The following is a 20338-nucleotide window of genomic DNA, read 5'->3' on the forward strand; positions in this document are numbered from 1 at the left end:
GCCTCACTTGATGCCGGTGGTGGCGATACCGCGGATCAGGTAGCGCTGGCCGACGGCGAAGGCGAGCAGCACCGGCAGCAGCGACACCACGTTCATCGCGAACATCGCGCCGTACGAGGACTGGGACTGGGCGTCGATGAAGGAGCGCAGCGCGACCGGGACGGTGTACAGCGCCGGGTCGGTCACGAACACCAGCTGGGTGAAGAAGTCGCCCCAGGTCCAGATGAACGTGAAGATCGCGGCGGTGGCCAGGGCGGGCTTCATCAGCGGCAGGATGATCTGCAGGAAGATTCGCGCGTGACCCGCGCCGTCGATCCGCGCGGCCTCGTCCAGCTCACGCGGCAGACCCCGGATGAACTGCACCATCAGGAAGACGAAGAACCCGTCCACGGCGAGGAACTTCGGCACGATCAGCGGCAGGAAGGTGTTGATCCAGCCGAGCTGAGCGAAGATCACGTACTGCGGGACGATCACGACATGGATCGGCAGCATGATCGACATCAGCATGATCGCGAAGGCCGTACGGCGGAAGCGGAACGAGAGGCGCGCGAAGGCGTACGCAGCCATCGAGCAGCTCACCAGATTGCCGATGATCGCGCCTAGCGTGACGATCGCGGAGTTGAGCAGATAGGTGCTGAAGGGGTGGGAGAGCGCGTTCCAGCCGTTGGTGTAGTTCTCCGGGTTGAAGGTGTCGAGGAAGATGCCGGTGTCCGTGAAGATCCGGCCTTCGGGCCGCAGCGAGCTGACGGCCATCCACACCACGGGATAGAGCGCGATCACCACCATCGCGACCATGAGGACATGTTTCCCGGCCCGGGCGAGGGAGGTGCGGGCGGGCTTCCCGGTCACCGGGGGCGCCGTGCCGGACGGTGCCGGGGCCGGTGTGGGGGACAGGGGCGGCTGGTCGGCCGTTTCAGTCGTCATAGAACACCCAGTACTTTGCGGCCCAGAAGTTGACGGCGGTGAAGGCCCCGATGATGACCAGGAGCAGCCAGGCCAGCGAGGAGGCGTAACCCATCAGGAAGGAACCGAAGCCTTCCTGGTACAGGTAGAGCGTGTAGAAGAGCGTCGAGTCGGCGGGCCCGCCGGTGCCGCCGGAGACGATGAACGCCTGCGTGAACGACTGGAAGGCGTTGATGATCCCGAGCACCAGGTTGAAGAAGACGATCGGGCTCAGGAGCGGCAGCGTCACCGAGCGGAACTGCCGCCAGGCGCTCGCCCCGTCGATGGACGCGGCCTCGTAGTACTGGCGGGGTATCTGCCGCAGGCCGGCCAGGAAGATCACCATCGGGGACCCGAACTGCCAGATGTGCAGCAGGATGATGGTGCCGAGCGCGGTGTCCGGGTTGGAGATCCAGTTCTGGCCGGTGACGCCGAAGAACGCGAGCAGCCCGTTGAACAGACCGCCATCGCCGAAGATGACGCGCCACAGGACGGCGATGGCGACGCTGCCACCGAGCAGGGACGGCAGATAGAGGGCCGAGCGGTAGAACGACAGGCCGCGCATCCCGCGGTCGAGGAGCATCGCGAGCGCCAGGGCGACCACGAGCTGGAGCGGTACGCCGATCAGGACGTAGGCGAAGGTGACCCCGAGAGACTGGTGCAGCCGCTCGTCGTTGATCATCTTCACGATGTTGTCGAAGCCCGTGAAGTTGGCGTCCTGGAGCAGGTTGTAGTCGGTGAAGGCCAGGTAGAGCGAGACCAGCATCGGTCCGACGGTCAGCCCGACCAGCCCGAGGAGCCAGGGCAGGAGGAAGATCGCGGCGGCCTTGTTGTCGCGCTCGGAAACCCGTCGGAGCTTGCGTTGTTCCTTGCGTTCTTCGCTGCGGAGGCGTGGTTTCCCGCGCCTGTCGGCAGTCAGATGTTGCAGTTCGGCGAGGCTCATACGGTGGGGCTCCCTGGGGCGGGTGCATGGGGGGACACAGGGCTGTGCGAGCAGGGGTTTGTAACGTTTCAGAGAAGGGGTCGGTCCGGTTCATGTGGGTGAACCGGGTTCAGTGGGCGGGTCTGCCGAACCTATGGACCTGCTCGTCGCCGCGTCAAGAGTGGTGCAGCGTCCGGCGGATGACGGGACGGGAGCGATGCGGGGATCTTGCATGTGGCTTTCGCGGCGGCAGCCAAGGGGTGGCCATGTCTTTCAAGTCACCGCGAAGAATCGGGTCTTCGCCGGCTTCCGGACCTTTGGTGCGTTGCTTGGCGAAACTCTACGAGGGGTTGGGGGCTGCTGCCCGTGTGCTGAGCTGTAGTGAGTCTTGGTGAGCGTGAGTGTGCGCCGGGCCGGTATGGGGCTGGGCCTGGTCGTCTGGCGCGCGCTGGAGGCAGCCCACCACGGGGCTCTCCTGGAAGGGGGAACGGGAGTTCTTGGGTCGAATGGGTGACCTTTGCTGGTGACGGTCGTTGAGTGCCGTGACGGGATCTTCGAGCCGCGAGTAAGGCGGGTGGGGCGGAGTGCGGGAGTTGGCGGCAACCTTCGTGGTGCCGGGGCCTGCGGGGGTGGCCATCCGGGACCGGCTGCGCGTCTCCGACGTGGACGCGGCCGTGCTGCATGAGGGCGGCGTCTTTCTCGGCTCGCTGGCCGCCGGCGATCTCGCCGACCGCTGTCGGCAGGGCCTGGAACACGATGCCGCCGCGTGGGCGGTGCGCAAGCGGGAGCTGACCGGTCGGTCGTCCGCGCGCTGGGCGGGCAGTATCACCAAGGCCACCCATGACCAGTGGGCGCTGGCCCGGCGCGGACAGGCCGCGTATATCGCCTGGCTGCAGGCGCAGATCGCGCAGGTTGAAGCCCGGCTGGCCCGGCCGCTGGGCTCCAAGGCCAACAAGCGCGAGGGACTGCCGCGCGGCTATGCCACCCGCGCCGAATGGCACGCCAAGTCTCGGCGCCTGCAGACCTTGAAGGACCGGCTGGCGGCGGTGGAGGCGGACTGGAACGCGGGCCAGGTGCGCGTGGTGCGCGGCGGCAAGCATCTGGCCCACACCCGCCACCACCTCGCGCAGGCCGGGCTTGACGAGCAGGCGTGGCGGGCACGATGGGAAGCGGCCCGGATGTTCCTGGCCGCGGACGGGGAGTCGGGCAAACGGTTCGGCAACGAGACCATCCGCATCACCGACACCGGACGGATCTCCATCAAACTCCCAGCCCCGCTGGCCCACTTGGCCAACACGGCGCACGGCCGGTATGTGCTGGACGCGGTGGTTGAGTTCAGGTACCGGGGCGAGGAGTGGCAGGATCGGATCGCAGCCAACCAGGCGGTGGCCTACCGGATCCACCACGACGTGCTGCGGGGCCGCTGGTACGTGACCGCCTCCTGGCAGCGCGCTCCGGTGCCCGCACTGCCGCTGGAAACAGCCCTGGCCCAGGGCACGGTCGGGGTGGACATGAACGACGACCACCTGGCGGCCTGGCGCCTCGACCGGCACGGCAACCCGGTCGGGGAGCCGCAGCGCTTCTTCTACGATCTGTCGGGCAGTTTCGCACACCGGGATGCGCAGATCCGGCATGTGTTGACCCGGCTGCTGCACTTCGCCCGCCGCTGCGGCGTGGCCGCAATCGCCGTTGAGGACCTCAACTTCGCCGATAGCAAGACCCGGGAGAAGCACGGCCGCAACAAGCGGTTCCGCCGGTTGATCTCCCGTTTCCCGACCGCGAAGCTCAAGGCCCGGCTGGTGTCGATGGCCGCCGAACAGGATGTGGCGGTCGTCGCGGTCGACCCGGCCTACACCAGTCGGTGGGGTGCCCAGCACTGGCAGAAGCCGCTGGCCACCCCGACCCGTGAGACGACCCGGCACGATGCCGCGAGCATCGCGGTCGGGCGACGCGCCCTCGGGCATCCGATCCGGCGACGGACGGCACCGCCCCCGGCACACCAGAGCGATGTGCCCGGGCATCGGACCGTCCAGGCCCGATCGGAGGCCCAAGGGCGTGAGGGAACCCGCCCCCACCTGCCCGGACCGCGCACCAGATGCGCGTCGCCGGTGGCGGAGCGAAAGCGGGGGACCAGCCTGCCCAACACCGTTCGGGGCAGCGCCACTGAGCAGCGGTCCTGGCAACAGGACTCACTTCCGCTCAGTGTTTAGGAACGGTCAGTCTCGGACGGCCCGACCCGCACACGATCGGCGCCGACTGGCTGAAACTGCTGAGCCGGGCCATGCAGCAGGCGCTGCGGGCTCGCGCGGACATACCGCCAGAGGCCTTGGCGGATGTGCCGTACTCCTGGCTCGGCGAGGACCCGTACACCGGGGCCCCGAAGCTCTACGAAGCCATCGGCGCGGCCTGGACGCCGGCCGAGGCCGCACGCCTTAACGGTGTCGTGGCCCGCCCGGCCGGCACCCGCCCGCACACCTACGACCTGGCCCGTTACGGGCTCACCCGCGCCGGTGTCGAGGCAGCCTTCGCTGGTTACAACGCACTGCGCGCGGAGGTGGACCGCCCGTGAGGGGCCCCGGGCCTCGGTGCACTGACCGCCCGTTACGCCCAGGCGCTGATGGCGGCCCCGCCCAAGGACCCCCGGGCCTTGGCGAACTGGATCGCGGCTCGGCGTGGTGCTCTCTCGGAGGCTCGTTGACTCGGCCCATGCCCTGTCCATTGGCACGGGAGCGATGATGGGGCCATGGCGTTATCGACGGAGTTGACGGAGTTGTTGGGCGTGCGGCACCCGATCGTGCTGGCACCGATGGGCGGTTCGGCCGGGGGCGCACTGGCCGCGGCCGTCTCCCGAGCAGGCGGCCTCGGGCTGCTGGGCGGTGGGTACGGGGAGCGGGCGTGGCTGGAGCGCGAGCTGGCGATCGTTGCGGAGGGCACCGACGAACCATGGGGTGTCGGTTTTCTGACCTGGGCGATCGACGTGGGCGCGGTGGAGCAGACGCTGGAGTTCAATCCCGCGGCGGTGATGTTGTCCTTCGGCGACCCGAGCCCGTTCGTCGATCGGATCCGCCGGTCGGACGCGGTTTTGATCATTCAGGTCACCGATCTGGACGAGGCCAGGCGGGCCTTGGACGTGGGCGCCGATGTCATCGTGGCGCAGGGGACCGAGAGCGGTGGGCACGGTGCCCGGCGCGGGCGGTCCACGTTGCCGTTCGTGCCGCTCGTGGTGGATCTCGCGGCGCCGGTCCCGGTGCTGGCAGCCGGCGGGATCGCCGATGGCCGCGGCGTGGCCGCGGCGCTGGCCCTGGGTGCTGCCGGAGCGCTCATCGGCACCCGCTTCCAGGCCACCGCCGAGGCCCTGGTCGAACCCTCTACAGCCAAGGCGATCGTCGAAGGACGCGGGCAGGACACCGAGCGTAACGGCGTGTTGGACATCGCCCGCGGCGCGAGCTGGCCGACGGAGAAGTACACCGCCCGTACTCTCAGCCACCCCTATCTCGACCGATGGCGCGGCCGGGAGGCCGAGTTGGCCGGCGACTCCCAGGCCCGTCAGGACTACCAGGACGACGTGACACGAGAGGCGATTCCGCCCCTGCCGGTCTGGGCGGGCGAGGCCGTCGACCTCATCACCGATCTGCCTTCCGCAGCCGACCTCGTCACCACCCTGGCTGCCCAGGCCGAGGACGCACTGACCTGGGCCGGAAGGCGCCGACCGAACAACCGGCCACGAGCCCACGGCTAATGGCGTCGAGCCGAGAGCGGTCACCCACGGACTCTCGGTTGACGACCTCCACGACCAGTTCGAGGCCGTCCCCGCTGACCGCCTCGCGCACAGCGTGATCAGGCGCGTGCCGGTCTCGGCCAGCGCTCGTGCGAGCCGGGACAGGTCCTTGCTCCGCCGTCTCGCAGATCTCTACGGCACGGATATCGCAGTCGGCCGCGGCACGCACACGGTCGTCGAGTGCCTGGTCGTGTTCGAGGAACGTCACCTCGATGCCAGGGGCGAAGTCGATCAGGCCTGAGCCGTCTTCGCCACGGCCGTCCCCGCCCGGAGCGCGGCAACGGGATCAGCCGCCTCGTCCAGCTCGATGAGTACGATGCCGGCGCCGGGAGTGAGGGACATCGCGTCGGCCCATCCTCGCCAGTCCACGATGCCCGTGCCCAGTTCGGTCATGTAGGGCTGCTGCTGAGCGAAGACCGTTTCGTCGATGGTGAGTTCGACATCGATGGGTTTGACCGCGTCCTTCCAGTGCGCGAGCGCGATGCGCTGGGAGTGACGACGCGCGACGGCGACGGGGTCACCTCCCCCGAGTGCGATGTGGCACGAGTCGGGACACAGCCACACGTAGCGCGGATCGGTCAGAGCCATGAACAGGTCGATGTCCCTCTCGTACCAGAGCGTGCTGTTGGACTCCGTGTGGAAGGCGAGCTTCACACCGTGCCGTGCGACGGCCTCACCGACCACGTGGGCGATCTCAGCCATCCGGGTCATGTACGCGGCGTCGACGAAGAAGGGCGGGCGCGTCCCGAACGTCGTACGCATGGGCAGTCCCGCGACGAGGAGTTCCGCTCCCACGTCGGAGAGGAAGGCTGCGCGTCGCTCGGCGTCGGCGACGATCTCGGGCAGGTTCTCGCTGTGCCGCCAGTCGGGGCATTCGCTCGCTGCGATGAAGGCGCTCACGACGGACAGGCCTCGGGCCTCCAGTTCGCGGCGGAACGACGGTGCGTTGCCGAAGGCTCGCAGGACCGAGTCGATGTCGCCCGGCGCGAAGGTCAGCTCGATGCCGGTGACACCGGCCTCGGCCAGCGCGTCCATCACCCGCTCCCAGAAACTCTCAGGGTTCCTGACGGCCCAGTCGCGAAAGGCGTCGGCGGACTCGAGTCCCCAGAAATTCGGGTGGTAGAAGGTCACGATGTCGGTTGCGAAACGTGGTGCCACGATGTCTGTCTCCAGGCGGATCGGTGGTGTCATTCGGCACCTCCGCGGGCGTTGTAGACGACGACGCCGTCGGCGTCGACGGCATCCCGGTAGCTGCGGAACACGGCCAGCGCCTCGTCTCGGAGCACGTCCCGCACGACCTTGATGCCGCGTGCTTCGAACTGCTCGGCCCAGTCCGCGCCGAGCGGGCCCTCGTCGAACGTGGTGATCTCCTCGAGTTCCGGGCCTTCGCCGGCGACCACGAGGCGGCGCACCCCGGACCACATCGCCGCGCCGTAGCACTGGATGCACGGACGCCAGTTCACGACCAGCTCGTGCGCCGGCATCCCGGCGCCGCCGAGGTCCCAACCGCCGGTCGCCGTCTGGGCCAGTCCGAGCGCGACGACCTCGGCGTGCGCGCTCGAGACGCCGGAGCCGAGCACGACGTTCACACCGACCGAGACGATCCGGCCGGTGTCCTGCTCGGCGACGAGTGCCGCGAACGGGCCGCCGTTGCCCTCGCGCCAGTTGCGGTCGGCGAGGCGGTGCACGAGGCGCATCCGGTCGTCGCGGTCGGGGATGACGGCGGGCACGGCGGCCAGGGCGTCGTCTATCCACGCCGGCAGCGCCACGCGGTATTCCTTCGCGATGTCGATCACTATCGGGCTTCCTCTCACTGTGCGGCGAGCGCGGGGTTTCGTGCGGCGACGGCCCGGGCGGCCCGTACGGCGGTCACTGCGCCGGTCAGGGTGACGTTGGCGGCCATAGCGGTGGGGATCACGCCGTTGCCGGCGAGGTACAGGTTGTCGAAGCCCCACACCCGGCCGTCCGGGTCGCACACGCTGGTGCCGTCGTCGGCGACGCCGGCCCGGACGGTGCCGGTCTGGTGCAGCGACGAGCCGGGCGGGAGCAGCGCCCGTTCGGTCGCGGGATCGAACGAGCCGAATTCCTCGGCGATCGACCGGACCTCGTCGAGTGCCCGGCGGATCAGCGCGCGGTCGGCGTCGGAGTAGCCGAACTCGACGCTGATCCGCGGCATTCCGGCGAGGTCGGTCTCGGTCTCCGAGAACACGAGCCGGTTCTCGGGGCGTGACGCGACGGGGGCGTACAGCGAGAGGCCCACGGAGTGCGCCAGGGGGTGGCCGTCTTCGTCCACGTACGTTCGGTTCATGATCTGACCGTGGAACGGCTGTGCCGCTCCGTTCTGGGGCAGCCAGAGCGAATCCGTGCTGAACTCGCCGGCGTGCGGCAGGGGCAGGGCGTCGAGGTCGATGCCGAACCGGTCGAGGTCGAGCAGCACCCGGGCGGTGATGAACGCGTGCTCGTTGAGGTAGAGGCCCAGCGCCTTCGGCCGGATGCCCGAGGCGAAGAGCAGTTGCGGGGTGCGCAGCGCATCGGCGCACACCACCACGGCGTCCGCGAGGAGTTCCGACTCGGCGCCGTCGGTGATTCGACGCAGCCGGACGCCGGCGACTTGGCCGCCCGAGACGATGAGCGACGTCGCGAGCGTTCCGGTCACCAGGGTGAAGGCCGGGTCCCCGCCCGTCGCGATCGCGGGGAAGATCGTGCCCGGAGCCGTGCGCGGCATGGGACCCGATGCCGTAGCGGTGACGGCCATAGGCATCGGCTGCGGCCGACGGCCGTCCGGTCCGACGCCGTCGAAGCGTCGGCGCAGTACATCGAGCACCATCCGGCCGGCCTCGGTCGGACCGATCGCGGAGGGCGTGACCGCGAGCACCCGGCACGCGGTGTCCAGGTCCTCCGCCCAGCGGGCCGGGTCGCCGAAGTCGAACACCTCGTGTCCGGCGGGCCAGGGCGTCGCGGCGGTCCAGTGCACGCCCATGCCACCCGCGTTCCACGCGAGCGCTGTCGCGGGCATCGCCTCGGCGTCCTCGTCGAAGGCGAGTGCGTGGTACATGCCGGGCGGGAGATCGGTGAGGCGGTCCGCCACCTCGCGCACCACCTCGGCGCCCGTGTACATGCCCTGGATGCCGGTGACGACCTGTTCGTTGTAGCGCGCCCACAGGACCGGGTCGTCGACGTCGTGCAGGTGCAGGCCGGGGGCATCGCCGATCGCGTTGCCTCCGTCGACCATGGTGATGTGCAGTGCCGGATCGGTGTCTCGCAGCAGTCGGGCCACGACGGATCCCATGATGCCGCTGCCGACGATGAGGACGTCGGTGCGGGCGGTGTCGGTCACAGTGAGACTCCTGTCTGTGCCACGGGTGCTGAGGGGGAGGCGTGAGTGCGCGGTGGGAGATCACGCGTTCGGGACGAGCGGGCCGAACAACTCGGTGTCCATGCGGTCGAGTGCCAACTTGACTGCGCCGATGAGCGCGGCGTCTCGGCCCAGGCCGGTGGCGCGCAGCTCGATCGCAGGCGTGCGGGCGTCGCGCATCGCCTCACGCACCCGGGGCAGCAGCACATCGGCAGCGTCCTCCAGACCGCCGCCAAGCACGATGAGCGACGGTGCGACCGTCCACGACAAGGTCGTCAGGATCGACGCGATGTTCTCCACGAATTCGTCGACCTCGGCGAGCGCGATCGCATCGCCGGCCCGGGCCACGTCGAAGCGGTCGAGCGCAACCCTGCGTTGGGCCGGTTCCGGTGAGGTGAGCCACGCCACTGGGCGGTCCTCGATCGAGCCTGTCGGTATCGACACCGCCTCGACGATCTCACCCGCGGCGCCGTCGAGACCGCGGTGCACGGCACCCCGTATGAGGATGCCGAGACCGGTCCGGTTGCCGAGGATCGCCCATACGACGGTGTCGTGGTCGCCGGCCACGCCCCGCCAACGCTCCCCGAGCGCGCCCAGATTGGAGTCGTTGTCGGCGAACCAGGGCACCCGGATGCGCCGCGTGAGTTCTTCGGGCAGGTGCACGCCTTCCCACCGAGTCGTGTGCACCAGCCGCCGTACGACTCCGTCGTCGTCGATCGCGCCGCCGCTCGCGACCGCACCGGCGCGCAGTCGGTCCACCGACCCGCCCGCGTCGTCGAGCGCCTCGTGCACCAGCGATGCCACGTCGTCGAGCGTGAGCTGCGGATCCTGGTAAGCGCGCAGCGACCGGTGCGCCCGGCCGACGATGCGGCCGCGTACGTCGGCGACGACCGCGGACACGTCCTCGGTGGTGATCTGCGCGGCCGCCAACAGCGCATGTTCGGCACGCAGTTCGTAGCGGCGGGCGGGGCGCCCGGCGCAGCCGCTCGTCGGCACGCGGTCCAGCTCGATCACCCAGCCCGCCTCGACGAGCGAGTCCAGGATGAGTTCGATGGTGCGGCGGGAAAGGCCGGTCTGCTCGGCGAGGGTGGTTAGCTTCATCGGCCCGGCCGACACCGCCAGCGCGCGGAGGATGACCGAGGTGTTGACTCGTCGGACGGCGCTCTGGTTCATCCCGGACATCAGCACGCCTCCGCCACCCCGGACACCGCCCGTACCACGGGATCGAACACGCCCGTGGTGTCAGCCACGAGCGCTGAGCCGGGCCGACCGTATTCGCGAGCCGGATCCCCGAGCGTCCCGGTCGCCCTCGCCCAGGTCGGCTCCTGTCCACGGACGAAGCCGACCAGATCGGCGTGCATCAACGTGGCCAGTTCCGCGGGCGGGTGCGGTCCGAGCGCCTCGGTGACGCCAGGTGCGTCGAGTACGTCGAAGAAGTACGGGATGTCGATGCAGTGCGTGGCGCCGCCGAGCACGGGCGATGCCCACTCGAAGGAATACAGCCAGGTGCCGGCGGTGGCGTCGCGACGGGAGAGGGCCGCGCGCGGGCAGGCGGCGCGGAACAGGGTGTCTGTCACGCGGGTACCTGCCGCGCGGGCGGCGGCGAGTTCGGCGGCGTTGAAGGGGCTCGGGTGAGGGTTCCCCGGTATGGCATCGCCGTCGAACTCGTCGCCCGTCGCGCCGAGCAGCAGGGGCACGCCGTGCCCGTGCACGCTGAGTCCGTCGGCGATGGGCACCGGCAGTATGTCGTCGCCGACGAACGGGCCCAGCACGAGCGTGTCGTCGCCCCGCTCGCTGCGCAGGTCGAGGACACCCTGCTGGATGTGCTCCACGGTGCAGCTGCCGAATCCGGCTCGCGTCGGCGGCACGCCGAGCCTGTCCGCGAGCCGTCCCAGGAAGTGGCGTGCCGCGTCTCCGCCTACTGCGAACGTGCCACCGGACAGGCTGACCGCGCGGTGGAAGCGGCGGCCGCCGGCGGGCGACGAGAGCAGCGCGAGCACCGCTGCGCCCCCGGCCGACTGGCCGGCGACGGTGACCCGGTCCGGATCACCGCCGAAAGCGGCGATGTTCTCCTGTACCCAGTCGAGGGCGAGCAGCAGGTCACGCAACCCGAGGTTCGCGGGGACGTCGTCCAGTACGGCGAATCCGTCGACGCCCAGCCGGTAGCCGACGGTGACGCAGACGACGCCGTCGCGGGCGAAGGCGCGGCCGTCGTACCACGGACTGGCCGGGCTCCCCGCCAGGAAGGCGCCGCCGTGGATCCACACCATGACCGGGAAGGGCACACGGTCGTCGTCTGCGGCCGGAGCGACGATGCCGAGGTTCAGCACGTCGTCGCCCGGCACCGACGGCTCCGGCACGGTGGTCGTGGCGAACAGCGGCACGGCTTGCGCGGTGGCACCGTGCCGGGACGCGTCGAACGGCTCCGTGAACCGGCCGCGCGGGGCCGGTGCGGCGAACCGCCGGGCACCGGTGGGTGCTTCGGCGAACGGGATGCCGAGGAAGCGCCGTGCCCGGCCGATGCGACGCCCGATGATCGTGCCCGCGGGAGCGCGCACGGTGCAGGGCTCGCCGGGCGCATCGAGTGAGTCCATCCGGTACGTCATCGGGGTCACCGCATTCCCGTTCCGGCGATGCCCTGCACGAAGTAGCGCTGCAGGCACAGGAAGAGGACCAGCACCGGCAGCATCACGACGATCGCACCGGCGAGCATCAGGCCGTAGTCGGTGACGTGCGCCGCCGCCTGACTGGTGGCGGCGAGGCCCACCGGCAGCGTGTAACTGGACATGCTCTGCGCGACGATGAGCGGCCAGATGAAGTTGTTCCACGAAGTGAGGAACGACATGATCGTGATCGTCGCGACCGCGGGGCCGGCCAGCGGGAGGAAGATCCGGAAGAAGATCCGGAACTCGCCCGCGCCGTCGATCCGGGCCGCCTCGAGCAGCTCGTCGGCGATCGACATCGCGTACTGCCGCATGATGAAGACCGACATCGGCATCGCCACGCCGGGCAGTGCGATACCCGCGAGGGTGTCCGCCAGACCCATGTCGACAGTGATCACGAACTGCGTGACGAACACCGTGGTGAACGGCACCATCATCGCCGCCATGACCGCGCCGAACGCGATCCGCTTGCCCGCGAAGTCGAACTTCGCGAGCGCATAGCCGGCAGCCGATGCCGCCACGATGTTGCCGACCACCACGATGGTCGCGACCATGACGCTGTTGACCATGAACTGGCCGAAACCCTCGGTTCTGAACAACCGCACGAAGTTGTCGAAAGTGACGTCATGCGGCAGCCAGGCACCGGGGTCGGAGCGGATCTCGTCGAGACTGCGCAGCGAGCCGCTGATCACCCAGATGAACGGAAGCATCGTGAGCAGCGCGCACAGAACCAGCGCGCCGTACAACAGGGGCCGGGCGACGGACCGGTGGCGCAAAGCGATCCGGTCGGTAGTCATGTCAACGTTCTCCAACGCGGCGACGGCGGTCATGCGCGGGGCCTGAGCAGTCGGAACTGGACGAGACTCACCAGGGCGACGAGCACGAGCATCACGAAGGACGCGGCCGAGGACACCCCGAACTCGCCGGACCCGAACTGGTGGTAGGTGTACAGCGCCACCGACTCGGTGGAGCCCAGCGGGCCGCCGTTCGTGAGCAGGTACGGCTCGTCGAACACCTGGAGATAGAAGACGGTCAGCAGCACCGACACCATGAGGGTGGTGGGCAGCAGCAGCGGCAGGGTGATGTGCCTGAGCTGCCGCCACCGGCCGGCCCCGTCGAGGGAGGCCGCCTCATACACGTCCTCCGGAATCGCCTGCAGACCCGCGAGGAACAGCACCATCGCGGTGCCGACGTTCCGCCAGACGCCGAGCAGGATGACCACGGGCATGGCCAGGTTCGGGTCGTCCAGCCAGTTCGGTCCGGCGAGGCCGACGGCGCCGAGCACCTTGTTGACGGTGCCGCTCTCGTTGAAGGCGTACTGCCAGATCAGTGCGACCGCCACGACGTTCGTGACGACCGGTGCGAAGAAGACTGTGCGCAACACGCCGCGCAGTCGCCGGATGCCGGAGTTCAGCGCGACGGCCAGCGCGAATCCGATCCCCATGGTCAGCGGCACACCCACGGCCACGAACAGGGCGGTGTTCAGGATGTCCCGCAGGAAGCTCTCGTCCTGGAACAGACGGAGATAGTTCTCCAGTCCGGTGAAGTCGACCGCGAAGGGATGACGCAGATCCGTGCCCCGCAGGTCGGTGAGGCTGAATCCGAGCGCGGCGACGGTGGGGATCGCCGTGTAGAGCAGGAACACGAGGGTGAACGGCGCGAGGAACAGCCAGGCGACCGCCGTTCGACGGGAGCCCCGGGAGCGACGCGGGCGGGCCGCCCCCTGACTCCCCTTGCGCGGCGTCACCTGGATGAGGGTGGTGGTCATCCGGGGATCACTTCGCGCCCGTGCCGAGGCTCTCGGCGTACGACTGGACGTTCGAGGCGGCCTTTGCGGCGGTCTCCGTGCCCTTGGCCACGGCCTCCATCTCCTTGCCCAGCCGGGTCGCGACCTGCTGCCAGGTGCTCACCTGAGGGAACGCCCGGGTGTTCTTCAGCTGCGTCAAGAAGGCATCCAGCAGCGGCTGGTCCGCGATGGCGGGGTCGTCCCAGGCGGAGATGACCGCCGGCAGCGAGCTGTACGCCTTGTACTGCGAGACCTGGGTGCTCGGCTTCGAGATGTACCGGACGAGCTTCCACGACGCGTCCGCGTTGGCGCTGCCGGCGAGCACACCCCAGCTGCCTCCGGCGGAGAAGGAGACGCTGCCCGAGGCCCCGGCCGGCAGTGGTGCTGTGGCGACGTGGGACGCCGTCCAGCCCTCCTTCTTCGCAGCAGCGTCGAGCTGACCGACGACCCACGGGCCCGTGATCATCGTGGCGGTCTTGCCGGTGACGAAGTACGGCTGCGCGTCGAGGAACGTGGGCGTGCTGGTGTCGGCGGTACCCGAGGTGAAGAACGACGCGTTGTACTTGATCGCGTCGACCATCGCCGGCGTGTCGAGTGTCCATGTGCCGCCGGAGGAGAGCAGCGAGCCGCCGGCCTGCCAGGCGTACATCGCGACGTCCTGGCCGTTGAAGATGTCCCAGCCGTTGTCGGCCCCGAGGCCGTGCCCGGCTCCGGCGCCCTGGAGCGCCTTGAAGAACGGCACCATCTCGTCCCACGTGGTCGGCGCCTTGACGCCCGCCTTCTTGGCGAGGTCGGAGCGGTAGACGAGCGCGTAGGTGTAGGCGTACCAGGGCACCGTGTAGGCGACGTCCTTGACCACACCGGCGTCCCAGAGACTCTTGAAGAAGCTGTTCTGGTCAACGAGGCCGTCCGGGACGGGCTGAAGGATCGACGAGTCGAGGAACTGCGCCTGCGACTCGGAGAAGAACTGGGCGACATCGGGCCCCTTGCCCGCCGCGATCGCCGACTGGAGCTTGGTGTAGTACTCGGCGTTCGGGATCAGCGTGAACTTCACGTGGACGTCGGGGTTCGCTGTCTTGAAGGGCTTGATGACCTTGTCGAGCACGTCGGCGTCGCCCTGGGCGGCCCAGACGTTGATGGTGCCGGTGGCCGGGGAGTCGTCGATGGGCTTGGCGGTGCCTGCCGCGGCGGTCTCACCACTGCGCCCACAGCCCGCCAGGGCGAAGGTGCCGATGAGAGCTATGCCGCCGGTCAGCCGTAGGGCGCCGCGTCGGGAGAGGTTGGACACTCGGGGCTCCTGTCTCATGAAGGCACTGAGGACAGTGATGGGATTTCCGGAGAAAGCAGCGTTTTTGGTCTGATAGACCTGATGGCTGCGATGGGGGCCTATGCGGCTGATAGTGAAGCTACGAACGATGTGTTGCGGCGGCGTGGCGGACCCATCACGAATAATTTCGGAACTTGTAGCGAAATCGAATCGTCACGCTCTGTCGCGACCGTCGCCTGCTCGTCCGGCCGGTTGTGGGAGGTCGTGCCCGACTGGCGCGGCTGCTGACGAACGCTGAAATCACTCTGAGTCGCGGTCGGTGGCGCTCTCGGGAACGCGAACCCGGCTGGACCGGTCGGCGCGAGCGGAACGCCTTGGCTCGAGCCTCGACGGTGGTGTCCCGCTGCGTGGTATCCGCGATGAGTCGGTAGCGGGTGTGGAAGGCCGCGAGCATCAGGAACTGAAGCAACTCGGCAAAGGATCGCGGAGTTGGGGCGGGCGAGCGGGGTCCTCGAAGCGGTCGGCGTGTTTGTGTCCAGGAGATCGACCGTCCCCGGACGAGGCCGAGCGAGTGACTGACCACCGTGCGAGAAGGGCCTTGGGGCCGACACCGTCTGCCGGGTGCAGAGCTCGCCGCCGTCGACGCCCTTCGCCGGCAAGGAGCGGCCGAAGGGCCCTGCGGCGTAAGGGTGTCGACGTGGCCCGCCGCACCGTCGTCCGGCTGATGCGCGAGCTGGGCCTGGAGGGCTTCATCCGCGGGCAGCGGCGCCGCACCAGGGTGCCCGAGCTGTCGGCGCCGAGGCCGCCGGACTTGGCCACCGTCGACCGCGTCCGACGACGCCGGCGGGCGAGGCGCGGTTGTTTCATCGGAGGGGGTGCCGACGCGGGCGCCGGGTCGATCGCACGGCGATGAAGGCCACGTCTGCCACGACGAGCACGATGCCGATGATCAAGAGATAGAAAAGGCCCTCCGCCAGTGCGCCGATGACTCCCAGGACGACGGCCACGAGCAGGAGGAACAGGAAGATCGCCATGCGAAGAACACCCCCTCTGGCGCGGGGCTCGGATGGTCAGCGGCGGGCGAGTTTTCGTTCGCCGCCCGCGCCAGGCTGGTAGGCCATGTCGTAGTGCTTGAAGATCGCTTCTTCTTGCTCGGCGGGAAGGATGTCGTCCGTGCCGATGGACGGGGCTTTCTTCACCAGTCCCTTGGAGTGCGCGACCTTGACGTTGTCCGGTCCCAGAATCGCCTCGTCGAGGGGGACGAAGATCAGACGCTGGCGGGTGGGCAGGCCGGTGCGGACGGTGGCCATGGCCGGTTCGTCAGTGGTCGTGTCCACGTAGATCGCTTCCAGCGCGCCGATCTTGTGTCCCTTCCGGTCGAGGACGTCGTGGTTGCGCCACTCGCGGATGTCGGCTGAATGGATCATGCCTTGCTCCCTGTGGGCGCGGCGGTGGTGGCACAACGGCCCCGGCGTATACACACCGGGGCCGCCCTTCCAGGTCGTTGCACGTGAGAGTGCGCCGACCCACTTCTCATGGTATGCCCAAGGCGCTTTTCCGGCATTAGTGGTGTTTTTATGCAATACGACCCATCGGGGCCCGCCAACGGTCCCGATGGTCGCGTCAGCCGCATTCCTCCTCTTCGGCCTCCATGAGCCGGATTCCCTGGTGCGTCAGCGTGACCATCGCGGGTGTGTTTCCTTGTGACCAATCGACTGTGATGAGCCCCTCGCCCATCAGATAGGCGCAGGCGGCGGCCAGATCCTGCTCCGGGACCTGGAGGTCGTCGCGTAGCTTCGCTCCGGTGACGCCAAGGAGACGATTGCCTTCCGTGGCGTCGTACAGAGCCTTCATGATCGCCTCGCGGAAGTGTTTCCGTTCGTGCAGTGTTGCCATGATTGCCGCCCACTCGTGCCGGGCATCGACTCGGAGCCCATGGGACCGGGGCGGCGACGCCCGCCGCCCCCTTGAGGGGTATCGCTTCAGACTTCGTCAGTCTGCGTGCGATCCTCGCCGGAGGATTGACTGGTGACGAGCCAGGACTGCGCCAGCCCTGCCACACGCGCGGTGTCCACGGTGAGGTGGAGGCGGGTTCCGCCTTCACCGGTGGCGGGGTAGCTGCGCTGCTCGGTGGACGCGAAGCAACGACGGAGAACCTCTGCGACCTGGCGGGCGGCCTCGGGTGACGCGGCGACGATGCGCACGTCGGCGCGCCAACCCGGGGGCAGTTCCGTTGGCTCCATGGTGACCTCGCTCATCCGGGACGTCGTGTCGGTGGGTGTGACACCGTCCCGTCACACCCACCGCCCCAGCCAGGGAAAGTCGGCGTCACCTGCGGCCCCCGGTCGCCGTGCTCGCGGTGGGTGGTGACGACGGGCGATCCGGCAGGCCCTGCCGGCCGTCGGCTCGTCCGGCTCTGTCGGCCGATTCCCGGTATGGCTCGCTGTAGTGGAATGCTGTGATCCGCCCGTCGTGCCGGCCATTGAGCAGATGGATCAACAGCATTCCTATGAGGATCATGGCAGTGATCGCGGCCAGGGTGATAACGGTCTCCACGTCCTCACATCCCTCGGGCGGTGTCCAGGAGTCCGACAGGGTGCCCGGCCGCCGAGGCGGCGCCGCCATCGGTCTCCCACTCCTCTTCCCCGCTCAGCGCTTCCCTCGCGTCACGGGTTGTGTCCTCGCTCGCCATCAGACTGCTGGCGGTGAGGAGGGCCCCAGGGGTGGCTGCGGCCGACATCAGCCGGGCGGCGGCAGCCGCTCCCGTCTCCGGCGGGACCACCAGCAGGTCCCAGCGGCCCGAGTTGTAGGAGAGGAGGATCAACTTGTTCGGGTCCTGCTCGTCCGCGAACCAGCCCACGTGCACCGTGTGCCCGGTCACTGGCACCTTGCGTGGGATCACAGGCCAGTGTGCCGGGTTGACTGCGACGCGAGTGATCCGGCCCCAGCGCGCGTCCAATACGTCCGTGAGGGCACGGAGTTCATGGGAGAGATCGCGTGAGCGAGGCCACCAGGCACCGTCGAGGAGACCTCGAACCGACCCCGCCGGGGTGAGGGACAGGCGGACCGGCTGCGACGGTACGCACTCATTGATGATCGTACGTTCGATGGTCGCGCTCATGACGCGGACCTGTCCCCAGGCTCGTCTTCGACGTCCCGGTGTTGTTGCTCGCCGAGAACGACACCAGTATTGGAGCCGGTGTGCGAAGTACTCCCGGTGCCTTCACTCTACTCCGGTCGACGGTCCACGGATGTGCGCATGACCAGGCGTTTTCCTGGGGACCACGGGTTCCCGTTCCCGGGCCGATCGGTTTGTCGTTCTGGCGCCGGAAGCATGCAGCGTCCGGCGCCGGGTGCTCGACCTGGGAGCAGCACGGGAAAGCTGACACGCCAGCTCCAGATACGAGGGCTTGACGTCACAGCCGTCGAGCCGTCACAGGGTATGCGCGAGCAGCTGGTCACAGCAGTGCCGCAGGCACGCGCCCTGGACGGCACCGCAGAGTCGATACCGCTGCCCGACACATCCATGGACGCCGTCCTGGTGGCCGAGGCGTGGCGCTGGGTCGACACCCGGCGGGCCATCCCCGAGGGCGCGGGTCCTCATCCCCGGCGGGGTCCTTGGGCTTGTATGGAACGTGCACGACGAGGGGGACGACTGGAACGCACAGCTTGGCCGCCTGGGCTGCTGATCTTGTGTCCGGCATGGCCGGTGCGCTGACGGCCGAGCACTGGAACACCATCGACGTGGACACGCTGGCCTCCGGTGAGGATGCGGGCGTCCGCAAACTGCCGTCGAACGCGTGGATGGCCCTGCGGCGCTTGGGCTGGATGACCGCTTCACCCGCGGGTGTGAAGGTCAACGACCGCATCGTGCGCATGGCTCAGGAGCAGGCCGGGCGCGCTCTGCGGTCGGCGAAGTGGCGTGCCGACCTGACCGCCGGAGTCCTCACGACATGGCCCGCCGATCCTGCCAAGCGCACCCCGGATGAGTGGGATGCCGTCCGTGAGGCGGTGCCCGGCGGGCGGTTCGTTCCGTCCAGCGTCATCAAGTCCCGTACCCGGCAGATTGCCGCCTTCGAGCGCAAGCACGGCCGGTTGCCGGTCGTCGTGTTCGACCTGGAGCCCGCGCCCCGGATCGCCAGGATGCTGCTGCTGTCGGCGTGCGACCGGCAGCAGGCCACCATCGAACGCGGCGACGATGCGGGCCGGGCGCTGCTGCGCCTGCAGCTGCCCACCCGCCCCGACCCGCAGTCCTACGCGCACTGGACGTGGGTCGCGTGCCCCATCAAGCTGCCGCCGACGATCCCGAACGGCGCGGTGCTCCACCGGCCCACCCTGCGCCTCCACCAGGGCCGGGTGCGCGCCGATCTCGCCTACACCCACGCCGTTTTGAAGACCCAGCGGACCGGGCACACCGTCGCGTTGGGCGTGGACTGGGGCCTGAACACCCTGCTCAGCGCGGGAGCGGCCCGGCTCCACAACGACGGGCGTATCGGTGCCCTTGGCGTGGGCGGGATGTTCCGGGCCGCCGGCGTGCTGGCCAAGCAACACCGCATGCGCCGCCTGTCCGAGCACCTGCACGCCAAGGCCGACCGCTACCAGCGGCTCACCGCAGACCAGGCCGGGCATCCGCTGACCGCCAAGCGCCAGGTCCTCGCCGAGGAGATCCGGCATGTGTCCGCCCGCCGGTCGAACCTCAACAACGCCCTCGCATGGGCCGCTGCGCGGTGGACCGTCGATCAGGCCATCACCGCAGGTGCGACCGTCATCCATGTCGAAGACCTCCGCTCCATGGAAGCGCGCGGCATGGGCCGCACCATGAACACGCGCCTCTCCCAGCAGGTACGCGGTCAGATCGTGGACCGCATGCGGCATCTGGCCGCCGAGGTCGGTATCGCCGTCGTGACGGTCCCGGCCCGCAACACCTCCAGGCACTGCCCCCAGTGCCTTGTTCCGCTGCGACACCGCAAAGCCCCGGACCGGCCCACCACGCCGAGCTGGAAGTGGTCCGTCTGCGGCTCCTGCGGCTACCAGGGCGACCGCGACGCCGGGGCATGGAAGCGTATCGCCGCACGCGGCCTCACCCACCAGGCCAAGACCGTCGTGGACCGCCCCAGTGGTGCCATGGTCATCCGCAGCGTGGTGGACGAACTCGAAGCCAAAGCCGTGATCACCGCCAGGCCCCCGACCAGCCGGGACCGGTCCAAGACCGGCCCCACCCGGCACAAGACAACACGCCCCGCGCCCAGGCGACGCAGGGCACCCTCCCCCACCAGGCCGCAAGGCCCGGCGGGCAAGCGTCCGGAGGGACACGCACCAACGGGCCGGATACGGCTGCCCCGCGCAGCCCACCGGCACCAGGGCGTGACAACGACCAGCACACCCTTCCCCAAGCTCTCGGCTCCGCTCGAGCAGGGGAGACCCCATCCCGGCCGACACCGGCCACGAGGAGCAGCACTGGGCGCGAACTTCCACCTACACGCCCACGCCACTCCTCCACGATGGGCAGAACCCATGCCAGACACTACGTCTTAGAAGCCGTTGCTCTATCGATCGAGGTGAGTATTGGTTCGAGTGTGGCGACTCGGTGGGGTGATCTTCGCTCGGGACGTGCATGAGGGTAGG

Annotated in this window: 20 protein-coding genes; 5 read left to right on the forward strand and 15 right to left on the reverse strand. The window is 69.1% G+C overall.

The features are described from left to right. Positions 1-3 precede the first annotated feature (3 nt). Together ABT009_RS37265 and ABT009_RS37270 are read right to left on the reverse strand one after the other, a co-directional pair. The gene (locus ABT009_RS37265; protein ID WP_351305405.1) at positions 4-924 is read right to left on the reverse strand and encodes a carbohydrate ABC transporter permease; all 921 of its coding nucleotides are present in this window, start codon (positions 922-924) and stop codon (positions 4-6) included. Further along, positions 914-1885, reverse strand: coding sequence for a carbohydrate ABC transporter permease (locus tag ABT009_RS37270; protein WP_351305407.1), 972 nt, complete (start codon positions 1883-1885; stop codon positions 914-916). The genes ABT009_RS37265 and ABT009_RS37270 overlap by 11 nt, the downstream gene beginning before the upstream one ends. 563 nt (positions 1886-2448) lie before the next feature. Here ABT009_RS37270 and ABT009_RS37275 point away from each other — a divergent pair. The 3 genes from ABT009_RS37275 to ABT009_RS37285 all read left to right on the forward strand — a co-directional run bounded on the left by ABT009_RS37275 (position 2449) and on the right by ABT009_RS37285 (position 5603). Continuing rightward, positions 2449-4074 carry an IS200/IS605 family accessory protein TnpB-related protein gene (locus tag ABT009_RS37275; RefSeq protein WP_351305409.1) on the forward strand — a complete coding sequence of 542 codons (1626 nt, stop codon included), beginning with the start codon at positions 2449-2451 and terminating at the stop codon, positions 4072-4074. Positions 4075-4190: 116 nt separating this feature from the next. Further along, the gene (locus ABT009_RS37280) at positions 4191-4433 is read left to right on the forward strand and encodes a hypothetical protein (RefSeq protein WP_351305411.1); all 243 of its coding nucleotides are present in this window, start codon (positions 4191-4193) and stop codon (positions 4431-4433) included. Between the two features lie 174 nt (positions 4434-4607). After that, positions 4608-5603 (forward strand): NAD(P)H-dependent flavin oxidoreductase, encoded by a 996-nt coding sequence (locus tag ABT009_RS37285; RefSeq protein WP_351305412.1) that lies wholly within the window; start codon positions 4608-4610, stop codon positions 5601-5603. A 270-nt stretch (positions 5604-5873) separates the two neighbouring features. On the opposite strand, the gene ABT009_RS37290 is transcribed toward ABT009_RS37285, so the two are convergent. From ABT009_RS37290 to ABT009_RS37350, 13 genes are all read right to left on the reverse strand, one after another. Then, entirely contained in the window at positions 5874-6800 is a 927-nt protein-coding gene (locus ABT009_RS37290) for a sugar phosphate isomerase/epimerase family protein (RefSeq protein ID WP_351305441.1), read from the reverse strand. A gap of 29 nt (positions 6801-6829) precedes the next feature. Then, a complete protein-coding gene (locus ABT009_RS37295) occupies positions 6830-7438 on the reverse strand; it encodes a nucleoside deaminase (protein ID WP_351305414.1) in 609 nt (202 codons plus the stop codon). Positions 7439-7452: 14 nt separating this feature from the next. After that, positions 7453-8979: a GMC oxidoreductase gene (locus tag ABT009_RS37300; RefSeq protein ID WP_351305416.1), complete on the reverse strand. Its 1527-nt coding sequence runs from the start codon at positions 8977-8979 to the stop codon at positions 7453-7455. A 60-nt stretch (positions 8980-9039) separates the two neighbouring features. Continuing rightward, positions 9040-10170 carry an ROK family transcriptional regulator gene (locus ABT009_RS37305; RefSeq protein WP_351305443.1) on the reverse strand — a complete coding sequence of 377 codons (1131 nt, stop codon included), beginning with the start codon at positions 10168-10170 and terminating at the stop codon, positions 9040-9042. An 8-nt stretch (positions 10171-10178) separates the two neighbouring features. Then, positions 10179-11591, reverse strand: coding sequence for a carboxylesterase family protein (locus ABT009_RS37310; protein WP_351305418.1), 1413 nt, complete (start codon positions 11589-11591; stop codon positions 10179-10181). Positions 11592-11608: 17 nt separating this feature from the next. Next, positions 11609-12457, reverse strand: a complete 849-nt coding sequence (locus ABT009_RS37315) for a carbohydrate ABC transporter permease (protein WP_351305420.1) — start codon at positions 12455-12457, stop codon at positions 11609-11611. A 29-nt stretch (positions 12458-12486) separates the two neighbouring features. Further along, entirely contained in the window at positions 12487-13428 is a 942-nt protein-coding gene (locus ABT009_RS37320) for a carbohydrate ABC transporter permease (RefSeq protein ID WP_351305422.1), read from the reverse strand. Positions 13429-13435: 7 nt separating this feature from the next. Next, positions 13436-14734 (reverse strand): extracellular solute-binding protein, encoded by a 1299-nt coding sequence (locus tag ABT009_RS37325; RefSeq protein ID WP_351305424.1) that lies wholly within the window; start codon positions 14732-14734, stop codon positions 13436-13438. An 842-nt stretch (positions 14735-15576) separates the two neighbouring features. Beyond that, positions 15577-15747 carry a hypothetical protein gene (locus ABT009_RS37330; RefSeq protein ID WP_351305425.1) on the reverse strand — a complete coding sequence of 57 codons (171 nt, stop codon included), beginning with the start codon at positions 15745-15747 and terminating at the stop codon, positions 15577-15579. A 36-nt stretch (positions 15748-15783) separates the two neighbouring features. Further along, positions 15784-16140, reverse strand: coding sequence for a PRC-barrel domain-containing protein (locus tag ABT009_RS37335; RefSeq protein ID WP_351305427.1), 357 nt, complete (start codon positions 16138-16140; stop codon positions 15784-15786). 196 nt (positions 16141-16336) lie between these two features. Beyond that, positions 16337-16609 carry a hypothetical protein gene (locus tag ABT009_RS37340; protein ID WP_351305429.1) on the reverse strand — a complete coding sequence of 91 codons (273 nt, stop codon included), beginning with the start codon at positions 16607-16609 and terminating at the stop codon, positions 16337-16339. 86 nt (positions 16610-16695) lie between these two features. Further along, the gene (locus tag ABT009_RS37345) at positions 16696-16956 is read right to left on the reverse strand and encodes a hypothetical protein (protein WP_351305445.1); all 261 of its coding nucleotides are present in this window, start codon (positions 16954-16956) and stop codon (positions 16696-16698) included. Between the two features lie 317 nt (positions 16957-17273). After that, positions 17274-17834, reverse strand: a complete 561-nt coding sequence (locus ABT009_RS37350) for a DUF5994 family protein (RefSeq protein ID WP_351305431.1) — start codon at positions 17832-17834, stop codon at positions 17274-17276. Between the two features lie 213 nt (positions 17835-18047). On the opposite strand from ABT009_RS37350, the gene ABT009_RS37355 reads away from it, so the two are divergent. Together ABT009_RS37355 and ABT009_RS37360 are read left to right on the forward strand one after the other, a co-directional pair. Next, positions 18048-18431 carry a class I SAM-dependent methyltransferase gene (locus ABT009_RS37355; RefSeq protein ID WP_351305433.1) on the forward strand — a complete coding sequence of 128 codons (384 nt, stop codon included), beginning with the start codon at positions 18048-18050 and terminating at the stop codon, positions 18429-18431. After that, positions 18416-20248 (forward strand): zinc ribbon domain-containing protein, encoded by a 1833-nt coding sequence (locus ABT009_RS37360; protein ID WP_351305435.1) that lies wholly within the window; start codon positions 18416-18418, stop codon positions 20246-20248. The genes ABT009_RS37355 and ABT009_RS37360 overlap by 16 nt, the downstream gene beginning before the upstream one ends. Positions 20249-20338 lie beyond the last annotated feature (90 nt).

Origin of the sequence: Streptomyces sp. NPDC002896, assembly GCF_040295225.1 — a bacterium.
Taxonomy (GTDB): domain Bacteria; phylum Actinomycetota; class Actinomycetes; order Streptomycetales; family Streptomycetaceae; genus Streptomyces.